This is a genomic window from Pseudomonas sp. FP2300, from assembly GCF_030687595.1.
Lineage (GTDB): Bacteria > Pseudomonadota > Gammaproteobacteria > Pseudomonadales > Pseudomonadaceae > Aquipseudomonas > Aquipseudomonas bijieensis.
Genome location: NZ_CP117440.1, coordinates 1391851 through 1413152, shown reverse-complemented (window position 1 = coordinate 1413152; position 21302 = coordinate 1391851). Strand labels below are relative to the sequence as shown.

Annotated in this window: 19 protein-coding genes; 15 read left to right on the top strand and 4 right to left on the bottom strand. The window is 60.9% G+C overall.

Going from position 1 to position 21302, the window contains the following annotated elements; genetic code table 11:
• The first annotated feature begins 168 nt into the window (after positions 1-168).
• The 10 genes from PSH86_RS06170 (at position 169) to pdeM (ending at position 12378) form a co-directional block, all read left to right on the top strand.
• Positions 169-1194, top strand: a complete 1026-nt coding sequence (locus tag PSH86_RS06170; protein WP_305488600.1) for a ligase-associated DNA damage response exonuclease — start codon at positions 169-171, stop codon at positions 1192-1194.
• Positions 1191-2882, top strand: a complete 1692-nt coding sequence (locus PSH86_RS06165; protein WP_305488597.1) for an ATP-dependent DNA ligase — start codon at positions 1191-1193, stop codon at positions 2880-2882. Before PSH86_RS06170 ends, PSH86_RS06165 begins: the two co-directional genes overlap by 4 nt.
• 555 nt (positions 2883-3437) lie before the next feature.
• Entirely contained in the window at positions 3438-4586 is a 1149-nt protein-coding gene (locus tag PSH86_RS06160; protein ID WP_305488594.1) for an acyltransferase, read from the top strand.
• Between the two features lie 320 nt (positions 4587-4906).
• Positions 4907-5689, top strand: coding sequence for a transporter substrate-binding domain-containing protein (locus PSH86_RS06155; protein ID WP_109755694.1), 783 nt, complete (start codon positions 4907-4909; stop codon positions 5687-5689).
• Positions 5690-5746: 57 nt separating this feature from the next.
• The gene (locus tag PSH86_RS06150; protein WP_109755693.1) at positions 5747-6475 is read left to right on the top strand and encodes an ABC transporter permease; all 729 of its coding nucleotides are present in this window, start codon (positions 5747-5749) and stop codon (positions 6473-6475) included.
• Positions 6472-7182, top strand: a complete 711-nt coding sequence (locus PSH86_RS06145) for an ABC transporter permease (protein WP_109755692.1) — start codon at positions 6472-6474, stop codon at positions 7180-7182. Before PSH86_RS06150 ends, PSH86_RS06145 begins: the two co-directional genes overlap by 4 nt.
• Before the next feature lie 27 nt (positions 7183-7209).
• Positions 7210-8328, top strand: a complete 1119-nt coding sequence (locus PSH86_RS06140) for a succinylglutamate desuccinylase/aspartoacylase family protein (protein ID WP_109755691.1) — start codon at positions 7210-7212, stop codon at positions 8326-8328.
• Between the two features lie 13 nt (positions 8329-8341).
• Positions 8342-9106 carry an ABC transporter ATP-binding protein gene (locus PSH86_RS06135; RefSeq protein WP_109755690.1) on the top strand — a complete coding sequence of 255 codons (765 nt, stop codon included), beginning with the start codon at positions 8342-8344 and terminating at the stop codon, positions 9104-9106.
• Between the two features lie 129 nt (positions 9107-9235).
• Positions 9236-11722 carry a ligase-associated DNA damage response DEXH box helicase gene (locus PSH86_RS06130; RefSeq protein ID WP_305488583.1) on the top strand — a complete coding sequence of 829 codons (2487 nt, stop codon included), beginning with the start codon at positions 9236-9238 and terminating at the stop codon, positions 11720-11722.
• Complete coding sequence (gene pdeM / locus PSH86_RS06125; protein ID WP_163855121.1) at positions 11722-12378, top strand: ligase-associated DNA damage response endonuclease PdeM; 657 nt, start codon at positions 11722-11724, stop codon at positions 12376-12378. Before PSH86_RS06130 ends, pdeM begins: the two co-directional genes overlap by 1 nt.
• Before the next feature lie 36 nt (positions 12379-12414).
• On the opposite strand, the gene PSH86_RS06120 is transcribed toward pdeM, so the two are convergent.
• Both PSH86_RS06120 and dcd read right to left on the bottom strand, forming a co-directional pair.
• Entirely contained in the window at positions 12415-12630 is a 216-nt protein-coding gene (locus tag PSH86_RS06120) for a hypothetical protein (RefSeq protein ID WP_109755687.1), read from the bottom strand.
• A gap of 103 nt (positions 12631-12733) precedes the next feature.
• Positions 12734-13300 (bottom strand): dCTP deaminase, encoded by a 567-nt coding sequence (gene dcd / locus PSH86_RS06115; RefSeq protein ID WP_003184751.1) that lies wholly within the window; start codon positions 13298-13300, stop codon positions 12734-12736.
• 354 nt (positions 13301-13654) lie between these two features.
• On the opposite strand from dcd, the gene PSH86_RS06110 reads away from it, so the two are divergent.
• Positions 13655-13864, top strand: coding sequence for a cold-shock protein (locus PSH86_RS06110; protein WP_002554837.1), 210 nt, complete (start codon positions 13655-13657; stop codon positions 13862-13864).
• Between the two features lie 195 nt (positions 13865-14059).
• Here PSH86_RS06110 and PSH86_RS06105 read toward each other — a convergent pair whose 3' ends face one another.
• On the bottom strand, positions 14060-15067 hold the full coding sequence (locus tag PSH86_RS06105; RefSeq protein WP_109755686.1) for a DUF481 domain-containing protein: 1008 nt from the start codon (positions 15065-15067) through the stop codon (positions 14060-14062).
• 155 nt (positions 15068-15222) lie between these two features.
• Between PSH86_RS06105 and PSH86_RS06100 the strand changes: the two genes are divergently transcribed.
• The 4 genes from PSH86_RS06100 (at position 15223) to PSH86_RS06085 (ending at position 19996) form a co-directional block, all read left to right on the top strand.
• Positions 15223-15576 carry an MGMT family protein gene (locus PSH86_RS06100; protein WP_109755685.1) on the top strand — a complete coding sequence of 118 codons (354 nt, stop codon included), beginning with the start codon at positions 15223-15225 and terminating at the stop codon, positions 15574-15576.
• A gap of 44 nt (positions 15577-15620) precedes the next feature.
• Positions 15621-17180, top strand: coding sequence for an AmpG family muropeptide MFS transporter (locus PSH86_RS06095; RefSeq protein ID WP_109755684.1), 1560 nt, complete (start codon positions 15621-15623; stop codon positions 17178-17180).
• A 129-nt stretch (positions 17181-17309) separates the two neighbouring features.
• The gene (locus tag PSH86_RS06090; RefSeq protein WP_116831595.1) at positions 17310-19025 is read left to right on the top strand and encodes a proline--tRNA ligase; all 1716 of its coding nucleotides are present in this window, start codon (positions 17310-17312) and stop codon (positions 19023-19025) included.
• Positions 19026-19042: 17 nt separating this feature from the next.
• The gene (locus PSH86_RS06085) at positions 19043-19996 is read left to right on the top strand and encodes a hypothetical protein (RefSeq protein ID WP_305488573.1); all 954 of its coding nucleotides are present in this window, start codon (positions 19043-19045) and stop codon (positions 19994-19996) included.
• Between the two features lie 157 nt (positions 19997-20153).
• On the opposite strand, the gene dinB is transcribed toward PSH86_RS06085, so the two are convergent.
• On the bottom strand, positions 20154-21215 hold the full coding sequence (gene dinB / locus PSH86_RS06080; RefSeq protein ID WP_109755681.1) for a DNA polymerase IV: 1062 nt from the start codon (positions 21213-21215) through the stop codon (positions 20154-20156).
• Positions 21216-21302: the final 87 nt, after the last annotated feature.

Genomic DNA, 21302 nt, shown 5'->3' with positions numbered 1-21302 from the left:
TCAGGCAAATTGAGTTGGCTGATTTGGGACTGCTTCGCAGTCCAGCGGGGATAAATCCCCTCGCCACATTTTTCCCTCCTGTCACCTGATCCTGTCCGCCAAAAATCTGATAGAACTTCCCCTCTCGCCTGAGCCTCTACCTGACAAGCCCATCGCCCCGGTGACTGCATGGATCTTGTCATTGCCCGCCCCGAAGGCCTGTACTGTCCGCCTGGAGATTTCTACATCGACCCGTGGCGCCCGATCGAACGTTCGGTTATCACCCACGCCCACGGCGATCATGCCCGCAGCGGCAACCAACACTATCTGGCAGCGGCACCCGGCGAAGGCATTCTGCGTTCACGCCTGGGCCAGGACATCAACTTGCAAACCCTGCCCTACGGCGAGCGCTTGCGGCATCACGGCGTGACCTTGAGTTTCCATCCCGCCGGCCATGTACTGGGTTCGGCCCAGGTGCGGCTGGAATACCAAGGTGAGGTCTGGGTGGCATCGGGGGATTACAAGGTCGAGCCCGACGGTACCTGTGCGCCGTTCGAACCGGTGAAATGTCATACATTCATTACGGAATCGACCTTCGGCCTGCCCATCTATCGCTGGCAGCCCCAGGCGCAAGTCTTCGACGAGATCAACCAATGGTGGCGCGGGAACATCGCGGTCGGTCGCGCCAGCGTGTTGTTCTGCTATTCCTTTGGCAAGGCCCAGCGGATTCTCCACGGCATCGATGAAAGCCTCGGACCGATCCTGGCCCATGGCGCGGTGGAACCGCTGAACCGGGTCTACCGCGAGGCCGGCGTGCGGCTACCGCCGACGATCTATGCCGGCGACGTGAAGAAGAACGACCCGATCATGGGCCAGGCGCTGGTCATCGCCCCGCCCTCCGCCGGGGGGAGCAGTTGGATGCGCCGTTTCGGTGACTACAGCGACGCCTTCGCCAGCGGCTGGATGCGCCTGCGCGGTACACGTCGGCGGCGTGGCGTGGACCGGGGGTTCGTGCTGTCCGATCACGCCGACTGGCCCGGCCTGCTCTGGGCCATCGAACAGACCGGCGCCGAACGGGTAATGGTCACCCATGGCTCGGTCGGCGTGCTAGTGCGCCATTTGTGCGAGCAAGGCCTCGACGCCCAGGGTTTCATCACCGAATACGGCGACGATGAAGAAGAGCTCGGTGCCGACACCAGCGAGGGGGCGTCATGAAAGCCTTCGCCGAGCTGTACGCTGAATTGGACGCTACGACCTCCAGCAACGCCAAGCTTGCCGCCATGCAAAATTATTTCACCCTGGCCCCGCCCCAGGACGCCGCGTGGGCCGTGTATTTCCTTTCCGGTGGACGCCCACGGCAACTGGTGCCGGTCAAGATTCTGCGGGAATTGGCAGTGCAGGTGTCGGGCTTGTCGACGTGGTTGTTCGAAGAGAGCTACCAGGCCGTGGGCGACTTGGCCGAAACCATTTCGCTGGTATTGCCGGAATCGCCCCACAGCTCCGACGAAGGCCTGGCGCTGTGGATCGAGGAGAAATTGCTGCCGTTGCGCGGCGAATCGCCCGAGGTGTTGGCACAGCGGCTGCCAGCATTGTGGGCACAACTGGACCGACCGAGCCTGATGCTGTGTATCAAGCTCATCACCGGCAGTTTCCGCGTCGGCGTATCCAAACTACTGGTAACCCGGGCCCTGGCCGGCATGGCCAACCTGGACAGCAAGCGGGTGGCCCAGCGCCTGGTGGGCTATACCGATCTGTCCTATCGTCCGACCGCCGCCGGCTACCTCAAGTTGATCGCCGCCGAATCCGCCGATGAGCACGCCCAGCGCGGCGGCCAGCCTTATCCATTCTTCCTGGCCCATGGGTTGTCCGCACCGGTGGAGCAATTCGACGCGCTGCTGGGGCCGGCCAGTGACTGGCAAGTGGAATGGAAGTGGGATGGCATCCGCTCCCAGGTGGTCAAGCGTGACGGCCAGCTCTGGGTCTGGTCCAGGGGTGAGGACCTGGTAACCGAGCGCTTCCCTGAATTGCAGGTGTTGGCCCAGGCGCTGCCCGACGGCACGGTCATCGACGGAGAAATCGTCGTGTGGAAAACCACCGAGCCGTTGACCGAAGGCGCCTTCGACCCGGATGCGCCGCTGCAACCGGCGGTGCAACCCTTCGCCCTGCTGCAACAGCGCATCGGGCGCAAGACCCTGGGCAAGAAAATCCTCGAGGATGCGCCCGTGGTGGTGATGGCCTACGACCTGCTGGAATGGCAAGGCGAAGACTGGCGCAGCCGCCCTCAGGTCGAGCGCCGCGAGCAACTGGAAGCGCTGATTGCCCGCGCCCATAGCCCGGTGCTATTGCCATCGCCGATCGTCACCGGCCCGGATTGGTTCGACCTCGCCCGGCAACGCGAAGCCTCTCGCAGCCTCGGTGTCGAAGGCATGATGCTCAAGGCCCGCGATGCCCTGTACGGCGTCGGTCGGACCAAGGACATGGGCGTGTGGTGGAAGTGGAAGATCGACCCGTTCAGTGTCGACGCGGTGTTGATCTATGCCCAGCGCGGCCACGGTCGGCGCGCCAGCCTCTACAGCGACTACACCTTCGCGGTGTGGGACAACCCGCCGGGCAGTCGCGAACGCAGCCTGGTGCCCTTCGCCAAGGCGTATTCGGGGCTGACCGATGAAGAAATGCGCCAGGTCGACAGCATCGTGCGCAAGACCACCGTGGAAAAGTTCGGCCCGGTGAGCAGTGTCACGCCGACCCTGGTATTCGAGCTGGGCTTCGAGGGCATCGCCCTGTCCAAGCGCCACAAGAGTGGGATCGCGGTGCGGTTCCCACGAATGTTGCGCTGGCGCCAGGACAAAACGGTGGAAGAAGCCGACACGCTGGCAATCCTGCAAGACCTGCTGAAATGTTAGCGCCCTCCTGCGGCTGGACTTCGGCCCGTGTCATGACGCCCTCCACGCCAAGGCGAAAATACTTTCACCCGGTACTTCAAAACGAATGCGTCCATCCCGGCACGGAAGTTTTGGCGCTCTGCCATCACTCGGCCTACACGATAGCCGCTATGTAACATGCGTGAGAAAAATAGCGCGAATCGACGATGAACGGTAATTTAAAGATATGTGTTTTGTTGCGTGCCGATGCAATTAAAAAAACTATTGGCGCGCCGTACGCTAGCAGCTTTTCTGACGCCGTAATTGCGTCATTAGTACATTCCCCATAACAAGAAAAAACCGACTTGCTCTTTTAAAGAGCAATGCTAACGTGACATTAGATCAGTGATTCTATTTAAGTACCTCCCATCGTCCAGATCCTGCGCCAGACCCTTCATGCAACAGTGAAGGGAGACAATCGTTCGGGGAGCGGGCGACACCTAGCCCAGGGTGGAGCCGAGCGAGTCCATCCCCCAACGGTAGGGTGATCGGAGTGAAATCCAAGACGTGCCACCCACACGAGCAAGGGAGCCTGAAATGCGCGCAGAAAAGCGATTTCATTCGCTGGACAGTTTCAGGGGGCTGATGGCCATTTCGGTAATGCTCTATCACTTGCGCGTCAGCGGCAGTTTCACCGAATGGTTGTTATTTCGTCATGCCGAAGTATTTGTGTCTTTCTTTTTTGTATTGAGCGGCTTTGTATTGACGCATGCCTACGGCAGCGCCGCACAGTTCAACTTTCGCAAGTTCTTCATAACACGGACTTTCCGCTTACTGCCCCTGCACCTATTTATGCTGAGCATCTTTATACTTCTAGAGTGCGGTAGGTATATGGCCGCCCAAAAAGGCATGGACTTCAACAATGCGCCTTTTTCAGGAAAATTCGCCCCTTCTGAAATTCTGCCGAATGCACTGCTGTTGCAATCCTGGACGTATTTGACCAATCCACTGTCGTTCAACTATCCGTCCTGGAGCATCAGTATCGAGTACTACACCTACATGATCTTCGCCTTGATTCTGGGCATCGCTTTCGGCATCAAGACATGGGTATGGGCGACGATGGTACTGGTGGCCCTGACACTGATGTCTGCAGGCAATACTTTCTTCACCATCGAGTCGCTACGGGGCCTAGCCTACTTTTTCACCGGCTGCCTGGCGTACACCGTGTATGTGAGGTTCCCCCACCCCAACCGGGCCCAGAGCTGGTTGTTGACCACGCTTGAAGTGCTGGCGGTGGCTGCGGCGCTGGTGTTCGTGGTCAACGATTTTGCAGGCAAGCAATTACTGGCCAGCCTGTTGTTCGGTGTCATCGTGGTGATATTCGCCTTCGATGGCGGCGCCGTGTCGCGGCTGTTGGCGGGACGTGGCTTCAGCTTTCTCGGCAAGTTGTCTTATTCAATCTACCTGACCCATGCAGCCGTTCTGTTTTGCGTAGTGTCAGTGTTCATGGTGGCGAGAAAAATCCTTGGCGTTGACATTGCACCTGTGATCGACGGGACTCGCTACCTGGACCTCGGTAACGTACCGCTCAACAACCTCATCGCTTTGCTGGTAGCGGGATCGGTTGTCCTGGTGTCGATGTTCACCTACCGGTATATCGAAATGACCGGACAAGCCGTTGGCCGAGCGCTTGCCAACAAACCCGCGCACAACAGTCCCGTATTGAGACCTGATACTGAGGCTTGAAAAAAGCTCGATGAAAACCGCCAGGCCGCTCTGGCTTTCCCATCAAAGGCCCGCCCTGCGCACTCAGTCGCCACGCCACCTACGGCAGGTAGCCTGCAAGCGACAGAAACGCCGAGTCCGCTCCATCCTGGTGCATGTTTTGATGTACGCTCATCCCAGCGCACCATTGCATTCCGTTGCCTGTCGCCGAAGCTTTTAAAACACTTGTTCGGCACTCTGGTTCGGAAATTGCTACCTTTATGCCGTCATACCGTTCTCGCCTTCACCGGTAACAATACTTACGCGCCACAAGCGCTCATATTGGTTTTAGGGATTGAATAATGAAAAAAGCACTGCTGACCCTTTCTGCACTGGCGTTGTGCATGGCCGCTGGCGTCGCCACGGCCAAGGAATACAAGGAACTGCGTTTTGGTGTCGACCCCTCCTACGCCCCGTTTGAATCCAAGGCCGCCGACGGCAGCCTGGTCGGTTTCGACATTGACCTGGGCAATGCGATCTGCGCGGAACTGAAGGTCAAATGCAAATGGGTCGAAAGCGATTTCGACGGCATGATCCCTGGCCTGAAAGCCAATAAGTTCGACGGCGTGATCTCTTCCATGACCGTGACCCCGGCCCGCGAAAAAGTCATCGACTTCTCCAGCGAGCTGTTCTCCGGCCCGACGGCGTACGTGTTCAAGAAAGGTTCAGGCTTGAGCGAAGACGTTGCCTCGCTCAAAGGCAAAACCGTCGGCTACGAGCAAGGCACCATCCAGGAAGCCTACGCCAAGGCCGTGCTGGACAAGGCCGGCGTCAAGACCCAGGCCTACCAGAACCAGGACCAGGTCTATTCCGACCTGACCTCCGGCCGCCTCGATGCAGCGATCCAGGACATGCTGCAAGCCGAGCTGGGCTTCCTGAAATCGCCAAAAGGCGAAGGCTATGAAATCAGCAAGCCAGTGGACAGCGAACTGCTGCCGGCCAAGACCGCCATCGGTATCAAGAAAGGTAACACCGAGCTGAAGGCTCTTTTGGACAAAGGTATCAAAGCGTTACACGACGACGGCAAGTACGCCGAAATCCAGAAAAAACACTTTGGCGATCTGAATCTGTACAGCGGCAAATAATGCGCGGCGCCCATCCGGCCTCGGATGGGCGCTTTTCTCCTGCCAAAGGCCTCTTTCATGTTCGAACAACTCCTACAAAATCTGGGGCTCTCCGCCTTCAGCCTGCAGGGCTTTGGCCCGTTGTTGATGCAAGGCACCTGGATGACCATCAAGCTGTCGGCCCTGTCCTTGTTGCTGAGCGTCTTGCTCGGCCTGCTGGGCGCCAGCGCCAAGCTGTCCAGCGTCAAACTGCTGCGAATTCCTGCCCAGCTCTACACCACGCTGATTCGCGGCGTGCCGGACCTGGTGCTGATGCTGCTGATTTTCTACAGCCTGCAAACCTGGCTGACTTCGTTTACCGACTTCATGGAATGGGAATACATCGAAATCGACCCATTCGGCGCCGGGGTGATCACCCTGGGTTTCATCTATGGCGCGTATTTCACCGAAACCTTTCGCGGCGCGATCCTCGCGGTCCCCCGGGGCCAGGTCGAAGCCGCCACCGCGTATGGCCTCAAGCGTGGCCAGCGCTTTCGCTTCGTGGTGTTTCCACAAATGATGCGCTTTGCCCTGCCGGGTATCGGCAACAACTGGATGGTGATGCTCAAGGCCACCGCGCTGGTGTCGATCATCGGCCTGGCCGACCTGGTCAAGGCCGCCCAGGATGCGGGCAAGAGCACCTACCAACTGTTTTACTTCCTGGTACTGGCGGCACTGATCTACCTGCTGATCACCAGCGCGTCCAATTTCGTCCTGCGCTGGCTTGAACGTCGCTACGCCGCCGGAGCCCGGGAGGCGGTGCGATGATCGAACTTCTGCAAGAATACTGGCGGCCGTTCCTTTACAGCGATGGCGTCAACGTCACGGGCCTGGCCATGACCCTGTGGCTGCTCAGCGCCTCGCTGCTGATCGGTTTCGTGGTGTCGATCCCACTGTCCATCGCCCGGGTTTCACCCAAGTTCTACGTACGCTGGCCGGTGCAGTTCTACACCTACCTGTTCCGTGGCACGCCGCTTTATATCCAATTGCTGATCTGCTACACCGGCATCTATAGCATCGCAGCGGTGCGCGCCCAGCCATTGCTCGACAGCTTCTTCCGCGATGCGATGAACTGCACGATCCTGGCCTTCGCCTTGAACACCTGCGCCTACACCACGGAGATTTTCGCCGGGGCGATCCGCAGCATGAACCATGGCGAAGTCGAAGCGGCCAAGGCTTACGGCCTCACCGGCTGGAAGCTGTACGCCTACGTGATCATGCCCTCGGCCCTGCGCCGTTCGCTGCCGTACTACAGCAACGAAGTGATCCTGATGCTGCACTCGACGACCGTGGCGTTCACCGCTACCGTTCCTGATGTGCTGAAAGTCGCCCGGGACGCCAACTCGGCCACGTTCCTGACGTTCCAGTCGTTTGGCATCGCCGCGTTGATCTACCTGACCGTCACCTTTGCGCTGGTGGGCCTCTTCCGCCTCGCCGAACGCCGCTGGCTGGCCTTTCTCGGGCCGACCCACTAGGGCTTTTGTTCCAGGACACACACGCAAATGCGCCACCAGATCCATGACTTGCTGGGTCCCGTACCGGGGACCGCGCGCAAGATCCACAGCTTCCACTTCGGCCCGGAAAAAGCCGAGGGCAAGATCTACATCCAGTCGTCCCTGCACGCCGATGAACTGCCCGGCATGCTGGTCGCCTGGCACCTCAAGCAGCGCCTGGCCGAACTCGAAGCGTCGGGCCACCTGCGGCACGAGATCGTGCTGGTGCCCGTCGCCAACCCCATCGGCCTCGAACAGGTGTTGATGGACGTGCCCCTGGGCCGCTACGAAACCGAGAGCGGGCAGAACTTCAACCGACGCTTCGTCGACCTGAGCGAAGAGATCGGCAACGACATCCAGGACCTGCTCACCGACGATCCGCAGCACAACCTGATGCTGATCCGCACCAGCTTGCGCGACGCTCTCGCCCGGCAGACCCCAGGCACGCAATTGCAATCCCTGCGCCTGACCCTGCAACGGCTGGCCTGCGACGCCGACATGGTGCTGGACCTGCATTGCGACTTCGAAGCCGTGGCCCATCTCTACACCACGCCCGAAGCCTGGCCGCAGGTCGAGCCGCTGGCGCGCTACATCGGTGCCGAAGCCAGCCTGCTGGCGACCGATTCGGGTGGCCAGTCGTTCGACGAATGCTTCACCCTGCTCTGGTGGCAACTCAAGGAACGCTTCGGCGAACGCTACGAGATCCCCCTGGGCAGCTTTTCGGTCACAGTGGAATTGCGTGGCCAGGGTGACGTCAACCACGGGCTGGCGAGCCTCGACTGCCAGGCCCTGATCGAGTACCTGATCCGTTTCGGCGCCATCGACGGCGAACCGATGCCAATGCCCGAACTGCCCTACCCTGCCACGCCGCTGGCTGCTGTCGAGCCGGTGGCGACGCCCGTGGGCGGGTTACTGGTCTACAGCGCCCTGCCCGGCGAGTATCTGGAGGCGGGGCAACTGGTGGCGGAAGTCATTGACCCGGTCAACGACACTGTCACCCCTGTCCATTGCCGTAACGCCGGGCTGATGTACGCCCGCTCGCTGCGCCGCATGGCGACTGCCGGCATGGTCATCGCCCATGTCGCCGGCACCGAAGCCTACCGCAGCGGCTACTTACTTTCGCCTTGAGGATGCATGCTCCATGTACAAACTGACCATCGAAGGCCTGCATAAAAGCTATGGCGAACATGAAGTGCTCAAGGGCGTTTCGCTCAAGGCCAAGACCGGCGACGTCATCAGCCTCATCGGCGCCAGCGGCTCAGGCAAAAGCACGTTTTTGCGCTGCATCAACTTCCTGGAACAACCCAACGACGGCGCCATGAGCCTGGACGGCCAGCCGATCCAGATGATCAAGGACCGCCACGGCATGCACGTGGCCGACGCCAACGAACTGCAACGCATCCGCACGCGCCTGGCCATGGTGTTCCAGCACTTCAACCTGTGGAGCCACATGACCGTGCTGGAAAACATCACCATGGCGCCGCGCCGGGTGCTGGGTGTCAGCAAACAGGAAGCCGACGACCGCGCCCGTCGTTATCTCGACAAGGTCGGCCTGCCGGCGCGGGTTGCCGAACAGTACCCGGCGTTCCTCTCCGGCGGCCAGCAACAGCGCGTGGCCATTGCTCGCGCCCTGGCGATGGAGCCGGAGGTGATGCTGTTCGACGAACCGACCTCGGCCCTGGACCCGGAGCTGGTGGGCGAGGTGCTGAAGGTGATCCAGGGCCTGGCCGAAGAAGGCCGGACCATGATCATGGTGACCCACGAAATGAGCTTCGCCCGCAAAGTCTCGAATCAGGTGCTGTTCCTGCACCAGGGCCTGGTGGAAGAAGAAGGCAGGCCGGAAGACGTGCTGGGCAATCCCACCAGCGAACGCCTCAAGCAGTTTCTCAGTGGCAACCTGAAATAACCCTTGTGGCGAGGGGATTTTGTGGGAGCAAGCTTTGCTCCCACAGGCCCCCTGCACTGACTCCCCATTAAACCTTTCATCGCTCGCCGTGGTCACTGAAGAAGGACTTTCAGGGCGCACACGGCAGGCATGGCGACATCCAACAACTTTGCAAACCAGTGGTTCAGCGCCCGCGGCTGGAAGCCGTTCGCCTTTCAGAAGCAGGTCTGGACCGCCGTCAAACAGGGCGAGTCCGGGCTGTTGCACGCCAGCACTGGCGCAGGCAAGACCTACGCCGTGTGGTTTGCCGCCCTCAACCGTTTCGCCCGACCGGCCCCACCGCCGGATAAACCGCGCAAACGCAAACCGCCGGCCGAGCCGCTCACGGTGCTGTGGATCACGCCAATGCGGGCGCTGGCTGCCGACACCGGCAAAGCCCTCGAAACGCCCCTGGCAGACCTGAACCTGCCGTGGAGCGTTGGCCTGCGTACCGGCGACACCAGTGCCAGCGAACGCGCCCGCCAGGGCCGGCGCCTGCCAACCGCGTTGATCACCACTCCCGAAAGCCTGACCCTGATCCTCGCCCGGGCCGATGCGCAAGTCGCCGTCTCGAGCCTGCGCATGGTCGTGGTGGATGAATGGCACGAGTTGCTCGGCAATAAACGTGGTGTGCAATTGCAACTGGCCCTGGCGCGCTTGCGGCACTGGCATCCCGAACTCATCGTCTGGGGCGTGTCCGCGACCCTGGGCAACCAGGCCCACGCCGAACAGGTATTGATCCCGCAGGGCAACGGGGTCAGCGTGCAGGGGGCCGACGGCAAGGCACTGCAGGTCGACACGCTGATACCCCCGGCCCTCGAACGCTTCCCTTGGGCCGGGCACATCGGCCTGAAAATGCTGCCCCAGGTCGTTGCCGAAATCGACGCCAGCAGCAGTTGCCTGGTCTTCACCAATACCCGGGCACAGTCGGAAATCTGGTATCAGGCGCTTCTTGAGGCGAGGCCCGATTGGGCCGGGCTGATCGCCTTGCACCACAGCTCGCTGTCGCGTGATACCCGGGACTGGGTGGAACAGGCATTGAAGGACGGCCAGCTCAAGGCGGTGGTCTGTACGTCCAGCCTGGACCTGGGGGTGGATTTCCTGCCAGTGGAACGGGTACTGCAGATCGGTTCGGCCAAGGGCGTAGCACGTCTGATGCAACGGGCCGGGCGCTCCGGCCACGCACCGGGGCGCGCCTCGCGGGTGACGCTGGTGCCGACCCACAGTCTGGAGTTGATCGAGGCCGCCGCCGCACAGGACGCCGTGGCCCAACGGCGCATCGAACCTCGCGAATCGCCCCACAAGCCGCTGGATGTCCTGGTGCAGCACTTGGTCAGCATGGCCCTGGGTGGCGGCTTCGTGCCCGATGAACTGTTTCGGGAAGTGCGCGGCGCCTGGGCCTACCGCGATCTCAACCCAGCCGAATGGGCCTGGGCCCTGGCTTTCGTACGTCATGGCGGCCTGTCCTTGACCGCCTACCCTGACTACCGACGGGTCGAGCCGGACGAACACGGGATCTGGCGCGTCCCCGACGCACGCCTGGCCCGCCGCCACCGCATGAGCATCGGCACCATCGTCAGCGATGCCAGCCTGCAATTGAAGTTCTGGAGCAAGGGCGGAGGCGGCAAGACCCTGGGCAGCGTAGAGGAAGGCTTCATCGCCCGCCTGCGCCCCGGTGACGGTTTCCTGTTCGCCGGGCGGCTGCTGGAATTGGTCCGGGTCGAAGACATGACCGCCTACGTGCGACGCAGCCAGGCCAAGAAAGCCGCCGTACCGCGCTGGAACGGCGGACGCATGCCGCTCTCCAGCGAACTGGCGGCCGCCGTCGTGGCCCGTTTGAGCGAAGCCGCCGCGGGCCGTTTCGAGGGCCCGGAGATGCAGGCCGTACAGCCCTTGCTGCTGACTCAGCAACGCTGGTCCGGGTTGCCCACGCAAAGCACATTACTGGCCGAAGCCCTCAAGTCCCGGGAAGGCTGGCATCTGTTCCTCTACCCATTTGCCGGACGCCAGGTTCATCTGGGCCTGGCCAGCCTGCTGGCATGGCGTGTCAGTCGGCAACAGCCGCTGACGTTTTCCATTGCGGTCAACGATTACGGCCTGGAGCTGCTCAGTGCCACGGCAGTGGATTGGTCGCAGTACCTGACCCCGGGACTGCTGAGCGTCGATCACCTGCTCGCCGACGTGCTTGCGAGCCTGAATGCCGGGGAACTGGCCCTCAGGCGCTTTCGCGAAATCGCCAGGATCGCCGGGCTGGTCTTCGCCGGCTACCCCGGTGCGCCGAAAAGCACCCGGCAAGTGCAGGCGTCCAGTGGGTTGTTCTTCCAGGTGTTCAAGCAATACGACGCCGACAATCTGTTGCTGGCCCAGGCTGGGGAGGAAGTTCTGCGTGAAGAATTGGATATCCATCGACTGGAGCAGACCTTGCAACGCCTCGATACCTTGACGCTGGACCTGCACGTGATCAAGCGCCCCACCCCACTCGGGTTCCCGCTGCTGGTGGAGCGGTTCCGGGAAAGCATGAGCTCGGAAAAGCTCGCCGACCGCATCCGGCGAATGGTCAGCGAGCTGGAAAAGACTGCCGATCGCGGTGACGCCTGATGCCAGCGCCCTATCCTGTCAGCCTGGCCGGAGAAGAACTCTGGTTGCTCCCGGAAAAAGCCCTGTACTGGCCCGCCCAGGAAACCCTGATGGTGGCCGACGTTCATTTCGGCAAGGCCGCCGCCTACCGCAGCCTCGGGCAACCGGTACCCCATGGCACCACCGCCAGCAACATCGCCGTACTCGATGCAATACTGGCCAGCCTGCCGTGTCGACAGTTGCTTTTCCTCGGGGATTTTCTCCACGGCCCGGGCTCCCACGCGCCCGGCACCTTGCAGGCCCTTGCCGATTGGCGTGAGCGACATCCGCACCTGGCCATGACGCTGATTCGTGGCAACCATGACAAACGCGCCGGCGACCCACCGCCAGCGCTGAATATTCGCGTCGTACCGGAGCCCCTGCTGCTGGGCCCTTTCGCCGTACAACACGAGCCTGACCCGCACCCCAGCCGCCATGTGCTGGCCGGTCACGTGCACCCGGTCTACCACCTGAGCGGCAAAGGCCGGCAACGCCTGCGCCTGGCCTGCTTTCGACTGGGCAGCGAGATCAGCCTGCTACCGGCCTTCGGTGCGTTCACGGGCGGCTATCGAGTCGAGCACGACAGCGATTGCAGGATTTTTGTCATCGGCGATAACGAAATATGGCCCGTCAACTGAAGCACGCTGTGCTATCGCTGCCGGGCCATCGTCTCATCAGGCAACAGGCGCAGGAGGCGGCTCATCCGGCAAGGTCGGTTCGCCGGGTTCAGTGGGATCGTTGGGTTGTTCGTTGGGAGTATCGGGATCGGGCTGGCCGGGAATGCCACCCGCCGCTTCGGCAGGATGGGCCAGCAATGACCAGGCCATGACGCCGATCTGATTGGGCTCAAGCCTTGCCAGTTCGGCACTGATTCGCGGATCGATCTTCATAGAGCAACTCCTGAGCGAAGGCCCGCTGCGCTGACGCACAAAAAACGGGCAGTACACGCAATAGAGTGCCTACCCGCCCAGGAATTCCAGCAGCTCGTCAGATTCAGGTACGCGGCAGCGTTACACCGCGCTGGCCCTGGTATTTGCCGCCACGATCCTTGTAGGACACTTCGCACTCTTCATCGGATTCGAGGAACAGCATCTGCGCCACACCCTCGTTGGCGTAGATTTTCGCCGGCAAGGTCGTGGTGTTGGAGAATTCCAGGGTCACGTGGCCTTCCCACTCCGGTTCCAGCGGCGTGACGTTGACGATGATGCCGCAACGGGCGTAGGTGCTCTTGCCCAGGCAAATGGTCAGCACGTTGCGCGGAATGCGGAAGTACTCGACAGTGCGGGCCAGTGCGAAGGAGTTCGGCGGGATGATGCAGACATCGCTCTTGACGTCGACAAAGCTCTTCTCGTCGAAGTTCTTCGGGTCGACGGTAGCCGAATTGATATTGGTGAACACCTTGAATTCGTCGGCGCAGCGCACGTCGTAGCCGTAGCTGGAGACACCGAAGGAGATCAGCCGGTCGGCGCCTTCGCCACGCATCTGGCGCTCGACGAAGGGCTCGATCATGCCGTGCTCTTGCGCCATGCGGCGAATCCACTTGTCCGATTTGATGCTCATGGCGGTTTCCTGAAATAGCGAGGTGGAAAAAATACGTCCGGCATCTTACCGGGGCACGGGGCCGGGTTCAAAGCGCGACACGCAATTCTCGCCGATCCACCTTGATTTCCGGGTCCTGACGGCAATACCGCGCACCGCCAGTCACTAAATCCGAGAAACCTTCGCAAAGACCATTGGCACGTTCCGGAAAAAGGGTTAAGGTGGCGCCACTGTGCTGCTTGTGTCACTGAGAATCTCTACACGATATGTTGAATTTCGATCCAACCATCTACAAGAATTTTTCCTGCTCTTTGCACTCAGTCTCGGCCAGGGTTCTTCCTGAGTCGCAGTTATCTTTGTTCAAGGAGTTACACCATGTCTAATCGCCAAACCGGTACCGTTAAGTGGTTCAACGATGAAAAAGGCTTCGGCTTCATCACTCCACAATCCGGTGACGACCTGTTCGTTCACTTCAAAGCTATCCAATCCGACGGCTTCAAAAGCCTGAAAGAAGGCCAACAGGTTTCTTTCATCGCTACCCGCGGTCAGAAAGGCATGCAAGCTGAAGAAGTTCAAGTTATCTAACTTGTCCTTGCTTTAGTAAAAGGCCCCGCCCTCAAAAGCGGGGCTTTTTTGTGCCTGTCAGTTTTCTACTGTGCACAAAAAACTGTGGGAGCGGGCTTGCTCGCGAAAGCGGTGGATCAGCAACATCAACGTTGACTGACACACCGCTTTCGCGAGCAAGCCCGCTCCCACATGGGTTTGCTGGTTAGCCTGGGACTACCAGGTAACGCCAAACCCAGCCGTGTAGCGCGTCTTGCTCAAGTCGCTGTCTTCGGTACCCTCGATGACATCCTTCTCGGCCTTGAGGTTGAGCGACGCCCAATCGGTCACCTTATAGCGCAACCCGATCTCTGCGTCGTAAGCGTAATCCGCCACATCGGACAGCGGTTTGCCCACTTCGCCGTTGGTGAAGAACTCGACGCGCTTGCCAATCAGGTAGCGGTTGTAGTCCCACTTCATGGCGACGGAATAGAAGTTGTCCTTGCCGCCGTCACGGTATTCATAATCGGTGCGGTTCAACAGCGAACCCAGCGAGAACGCACCCAGCTCGTCATCCCAGAATTGATAGCCCGGACCGGTACCCACCACGCGCTGGCGCGCCAGGTCTTCGACTTTGTCCCGCTTGTAGTTCAGGCGGCCTTGCCAGAACCACTTGTCCGTCAGGAACCGGTCGAGGGAATACTCCAAGCGCCAGTTATCGGCGGAAACCACATCATCCTGGAACTCACGGTTGTATTCGCCTTCGGCTGTGTGCCGCCATCTGCCGTGGCGTGCCGAGGTCTTGAAGTCGATGTCGTAATCGTCGGTATCGTTTTCCGCACGCTGGTAATCCAGCGCGGCATCGATATTGCCTTTCCACACCAGGTCCTCGACCACCGGCTTGGGCTTGAGGATCTGCTGGATACTGGCCAGCTCGACGGTCTTGGGCGCATCACCGTTGGCCAAAGTGACCTTGCCATCCTCGGCCGCCTGCAACGCCTTGGCTTTCTCGCCGGTATAGGCATCCTGCTTGACCAGGAGTTGCTGGTCACTCTCCAGGGTCTTGACCTGTTTCCAGTCAATGGGAATCGCACCGGCGTAATCGGTCTGGATCAGCAGCTTGCCGCCATCGAAAACGGTAATCTTGCCACTGAGTTTGTCCCCATTCTTCAACCAGACAGTGTCGGCGAGCAAGGGCGTAGAGGCGCTGGCAACAGCCAGGCATAGCAGGGTTCTAGACAACATAAGCGATAAAGGGCTCAAGTTTGCGGTGAAAAGGCGGCATTATCCCCCAGGATGACACCTCAGCAAGGACTGACCCGTGTATGGGTGATGAGTTCATTTCTCAATCAACCTTGTAGGAATTAATCTACAGACGGACACCCGAGGAGCCCCCCAACGTGACTGATACCCCAGCGGATACCGAGAACGCTGCCCAAATCCGCCGCACCACCCTCTACCTGACCCTGGCACAAGTGCCGGCGGGCAAGGTCGTCACCTACGGCCAACTCGCCGAAATGGCCGGCCTGGGCCGTGCGGCGCGCTGGGTCGGGCGGACCCTCAGCCAATTGCCGAATGACACCAAGCTGCCCTGGCACCGAGTCTTGGGTGCCGGCGGTCGGATCAGTCTGCCGGTGGGCAGCTCTTCAGGAGATGAACAGCGCGCGCGCCTGCGCATGGAGGGAGTCAGTGTCCTGAACAATCGTGTTGATATTCAGCGCCATGGCTGGCGCCCGGTAGAGCACAGCGGTTAGAGTGCGCGCTTTGTTTTCGCAATTTTTGAGGCAGACTCCAGCCCATGCCCCGTAAAACCTGGCGCGCCGCCCTCGCCGCCTATGCCAGTCCCTCGACGCTCGTGCTGTTGCTGCTTGGCTTCGCCGCCGGCTTGCCCTACATGCTGGTGTTTTCCACGCTTTCGGTCTGGTTGCGCGAGGCCGGCGTGGCCCGCGAAACCATTGGCTATGCGAGCCTGATCGGCCTGGCGTATGCCTTCAAGTGGGTCTGGTCGCCGCTGCTCGACCAATGGCGCCTGCCGCTACTGGGCAAACTGGGGCGTCGCCGCTCATGGCTGGTGCTCTCCCAGGCCTTGGTGATCCTCGGCCTGATCGGCATGGGCTTTTGCGACCCACAAAAACACCTGTCCTGGTTGATCGCCATCGCCGTCATCGTCGCCTTCGCCTCCGCGACCCAGGACATCGCCGTCGACGCCTATCGCCTGGAGATCGCCGACGACACCCGCCAGGCCGCCCTCGCCGCCAGCTACATGTCCGGTTATCGCATCGCCGCGCTATTGGCCACCGCTGGCGCCCTGTTCTTCGCCGAAGGATTTGGCTCCACCGGCTTCAGCTACAAGCACTCGGCCTGGGCCGGTACCTACCTGCTGTTCGGCGTATTGATGGTCCCGGCGCTGCTGACCTCGCTGTTCATGCGCGAGCCGCCAGTGCCGCTGCGCACCCAATTGCAGGCCGGACGCTACACGTTCGTTCATCAGTTGGCGTCGGTGTTCGTGCTCATCGTGCTGCTGGTGTCAGTTCCGGCGATGTTCACCCAACTCTACAACACCGATTTCGCCAGCGTGCTGTTCGAGGGCGTCAGCCTGCTCGACCTGCTGCTCGAAGACCGTGCGTTCCTGCGGGCCATCCTCTACATCATCCTGACTGCCCTGTGCCTGTCGGCCATGGGTCGCCGTGGACTGGCGCCAGTGCTGACGCCGGTCAACGATTTCATCCTCCGTTACCGCTGGCAGGCCCTGCTGCTGCTCGGGCTGATCGCAACCTATCGGATGTCCGACACGGTCATGGGCGTCATGGCCAACGTGTTCTACATCGACCAGGGCTTCACCAAGGACCAGATCGCCAGCGTCAGCAAGATTTTCGGGCTGATCATGACCCTCGTCGGTGCCGGCATGGGCGGCCTGCTGATCGTCCGTTTCGGCATCCTGCCCATCCTGTTCATAGGCGGTGTCGCCTCGGCCGGAACCAACATCCTCTTCCTGATGCTCACCGACATGGGCGCCAACCTGAAGATGTTGATCGTCACCATCTCCCTGGACAACTTCAGCTCCGGCCTGGCCACTTCAGCGTTCGTCGCCTATCTGTCGAGTCTTACAAACCTGAAATTCTCCGCCACCCAATACGCCCTGCTCAGCTCGATCATGCTGTTGCTGCCGCGCTTGATCGGTGGTTATTCAGGGGTGATGGTGGAGAAGTTCGGTTATCACAACTTCTTCCTGATCACCGCCCTGCTTGGCGTGCCGACCCTGGTGCTGATCGCCCTGCACTGGTTCCAGGAGAACCGGCGCCAAGATTCGCCCCCGACCGAGGAGCCGGCGCCCACCCGGCCCGCAGAAGAGTCGTAGGAAACTTCAGCAAACGCCGGGGAAACCGGCGTTCGCACCTGGCGACCGGCCACGCGCCTGTACGCCAGGGCATCTCGCCCGTACAATGCTCCGTCACTTCTCGTCATCAGCAACCGACAACGGCCAACCATGCGCACCAGTCAATTTTTGCTCGCCACACAGAAAGAAACGCCTTCCGACGCCGTCGTGATCAGCCATCAGTTGATGCTGCGTGCCGGCATGATCCGCAAACTCGCCTCGGGCCTGTACACCTGGCTGCCGATGGGCCTGCGGGTCATGCGCAAGGTGGAAGCCATCGTTCGCGAAGAGATGGACGCCGCCGGTTCCCTGGAAGTGTTGATGCCGGGCACCCAACCGGCCGAGCTGTGGCAGGAATCGGGGCGCTGGGAAGAGTACGGCCCTGAGCTGCTGCGCATCAAAGACCGTCACGGTCGCGACTTCTGTGCAGGCCCGACCCACGAAGAAGTGATCACCGACCTGATGCGCAACGAGTTGAGCAGCTACAAGCAGCTGCCGATCAACCTGTACCAGATCCAGACCAAGTTCCGTGACGAGATTCGTCCACGCTTCGGCCTGATGCGCGGTCGCGAATTCATCATGAAGGACGCCTACTCGTTCCATACCGACCTGGCCTCGCTGCAAGTCACCTACGACCGCATGCACCAGGCGTATTGCAACGTGTTCACCCGCCTGGGCCTGAAATTCCGCCCGGTTGAAGCCGACAACGGCTCCATCGGCGGTGCCGGCTCCCACGAGTTCCACGTACTGGCCGAGTCCGGCGAAGACGACATCGTCTTCAGCAATGGCTCCGATTACGCCGCCAACATCGAGAAAGCCGAAGCCGTGCCGCGGGAAACCTCCCGCGCCGCGCCGACCGAAGAGCTGCGCCTGGTGGACACTCCGAACGCCAAGACCATTGCCCAGTTGGTGGAAGGCCACAACCTGCCGATCGAACGGACCATCAAGACCCTGATCGTCCGCGCGGAAGAAGCCGGCAAGCTGATTGCCCTGATCATCCGTGGCGATCATGAGCTGAACGAAATCAAGGCCGCCAACCAGCCTGGCGTCGCCAGCCCGCTGGTCATGGCCACCGACGCCGAACTGCGCGACGCCATCGGCGCCGGTGCCGGTTCCCTCGGCCCGCTGAACCTGCCGCTGCCGATCATCATCGACCGCTCGGTGGCGTTGATGAGCGACTTCGCCATCGGTGCCAACATCGATGACAAGCACTATTTCGGCGTGAACTGGGAACGCGACCTGCCGGTGCCAACCGTGGCCGACCTGCGCAACGTTGTGGCCGGCGATCCGAGCCCGGACGGCAAGGGCACCCTGGAAATCAAGCGCGGCATCGAAGTCGGGCACATCTTCCAGCTGGGTAACAAGTACAGCAAGGCGATGAAGTGCGAAGTGCTGGGCGAGAACGGCAAGCCGGTCACCCTGGAAATGGGTTGCTACGGCATCGGCGTTTCCCGCGTGGTGGCAGCCGCCATCGAGCAGAACAACGACGAGAAAGGCATCATCTGGAGCGACACACTGGCGCCTTTCCAGATTGCCTTGGTGCCGCTGCGCTATGAAACCGACCTGGTGCGTGAAGCCACCGACAAGCTCTACGCCGAATTGACGGCCGCCGGCTTCGAAGTGCTGCTGGACGACCGCGACAAGAAAACCAGCCCCGGCATCAAGTTCGCGGACATGGAACTGATCGGCATCCCCCATCGGATCGTCGTCAGTGACCGTGGCCTGGCCGAAGGCAACCTGGAATACAAGAGCCGCACCGAGGCCGAGCCGCAAGCGCTGCCGGTCGCCGACGTGCTGTCGTTCCTCCAGGCCCGTATCCGCCGCTGACACCAGATAGAGACGTCATGTTCAAGCGAAACACCTTAGGCCTCGGTGGCGCCGCCCTGTGCGGCGCCCTGCTGGTCAGCGGCTGTGCCAACCAGATGTCACAACGCAGCGAGCACGAAGAGCGGGTCGAGCGTAAATTGCTCGACCACAGCCTGCAGATCGATGTGGGCGAACCCAAGGTGCTCGACCTGCCCCAGCGGCGGGTGCGAATCAACGAGCAGAAGACCTTCGAAGTCACTGAGTTCGAGGTCACGCGCCATTACGATCGCTACACGCCGTACCAACCCTGGCGGGAGATTTACGAAATCCCCTTGGGTGCCGTGGCCGTGGTGGCCGGTGTCGGCACGAACGTGGTCAATGTGTTCGCCCTCGGCAGCCTGCCGGACACCGTGACCCGTGACTGGATCAGCTATGGTTTCGCCGGGCTCAACCCATTCATGAACGTCCCTTCCCATGGTCGTGCCCAGCAGAACCTGGCGGGCATCGACGAAGTCCAGCGCGACAAGCGCACGGAACACTCGAGCCTGCCTTGGAGCGAACGCCCGGTGGAGGTCAAGGCCGCCCGGCAGACCTTCGAGCTGAGCACCGACCGTAACGGCGTGCTGCGCTTGAACCTGCTGGAAAGCCCGTTCGCCGAACAGGATCTGAGCCAGTTCGGCAAATTGCAGATCAGCGTGACGGATGCCCAGGACGAAGTGCACACCGACTCATCCCTGAGCATCAGCAGCACCTTGCGCAGCAAGCTGCTGGAAGCCCATGCGTTGATCTACGACGACCTGGAAGACGACGAAGTGAGCCAGTGGGTTCATCGAGTCAAGCGCCTGTCGGAGCTGGGACTGGAAGAAGAAGCCAGCGAACTGGAGCAGAGCCTGATCGAACTGACCCGCAATGATCCAGAGCTGCAAGCCGAATTCATGAAAGCGCTGACCAAGGATGGCGGGCGGCTGGTGGCGGATCCTGGCGTGAATTGAAATACCTCCTGCGGCAGGAGGTTGTGTGAAGGAGAGACCTGTGGGAGCAGGGCTTGCCCGCGAGGGCGGTCTCAAGGATGCCATCGCGAGCAAGCCTTGCTCCCACAGGATTCCCTTGCCACAAGGACCGCGCCAAGCAGGGCACTCATCGTCAGCCTCACCGCTCAAACAACTCCAACTGCTCGAACCCACCGCGCAAATCTTCCAACCGCACGCCTATCCCCAATAATCGCACCGGTTTACCACCGCGGTTGAACGCCTGGGTCAACAGCAATTGGTAACTGCCCAGGTCCCGCCCCGCCCCAGCCTGCTCCAGAGTGGTCTGGGTGAAGTCGTGGAACTTCACTTTGACGAACGGCTTGCCCGGCCGATAACTGCTGTCGATCCGCGCCATGCGTCCGCTGAGGGTTTCCATCAGTTCCGGCAGCTTGTCTAGACAGCTCACCAGGTCGGGCAGGTCGACATCGTAGGTATTTTCCACACTGATGGACTGCCGTCGGCTGTCGTTGTGCACCAGACGCTCATCGATCCCACGGGCCAGGCTCCAGAGCCGCTCACCGAAACTGCCGAATTCGCGCACCAGCGCCAACTTGTCCCATTGACGCAATTGCAGGCAATCGACGATACCAAGCCGGTTCAGCTTATCGGCGGTGACTTTTCCAACACCGTGGAGCTTGCTGACCGGCAGGGCCGAGACGAAGTCCTCGACCTGGTCCGGGGTGATGACGAACAGGCCGTTGGGCTTTTTCCAGTCACTGGCGATCTTGGCCAGGAACTTGTTCGGCGCGACGCCTGCGGACACGGTGATGTGCAACTGGTTGGAAACGCGTCGGCGAATATCCTGGGCGATGCGGGTGGCGCTGCCACCGAAATGAGCGCTGGCGGAGACGTCCAGGTAAGCCTCGTCCAGTGACAGCGGCTCGATCAGGTCAGTGTAATCGCTGAAAATCGTATGAATTTCCCTCGACGCTTCCCTGTAGGCATCCATTCGTGGCTTGACGATAGTGAGATCCGGACAGAGCTTCAACGCGTGACCGGAGGACATGGCCGAGCGTACGCCATAGGCACGAGCCTCATAATTACAGGTGGCAATCACGCCCCGCCGATCCGCCGAACCACCCACCGCCAGGGGCTTGCCGGCCAGCCGCGGGTCATCGCGCATCTCGATAGCGGCATAGAAGCAGTCACAGTCGACGTGGATGATTTTACGTTGCGTCATAAAGAAGCGGAGTGTGCGACGAATCGGGTCACCAGTATCGCACTCGCACCTGTATATAGCACCAGTAGTTTGAAAGATCCTTCGCTC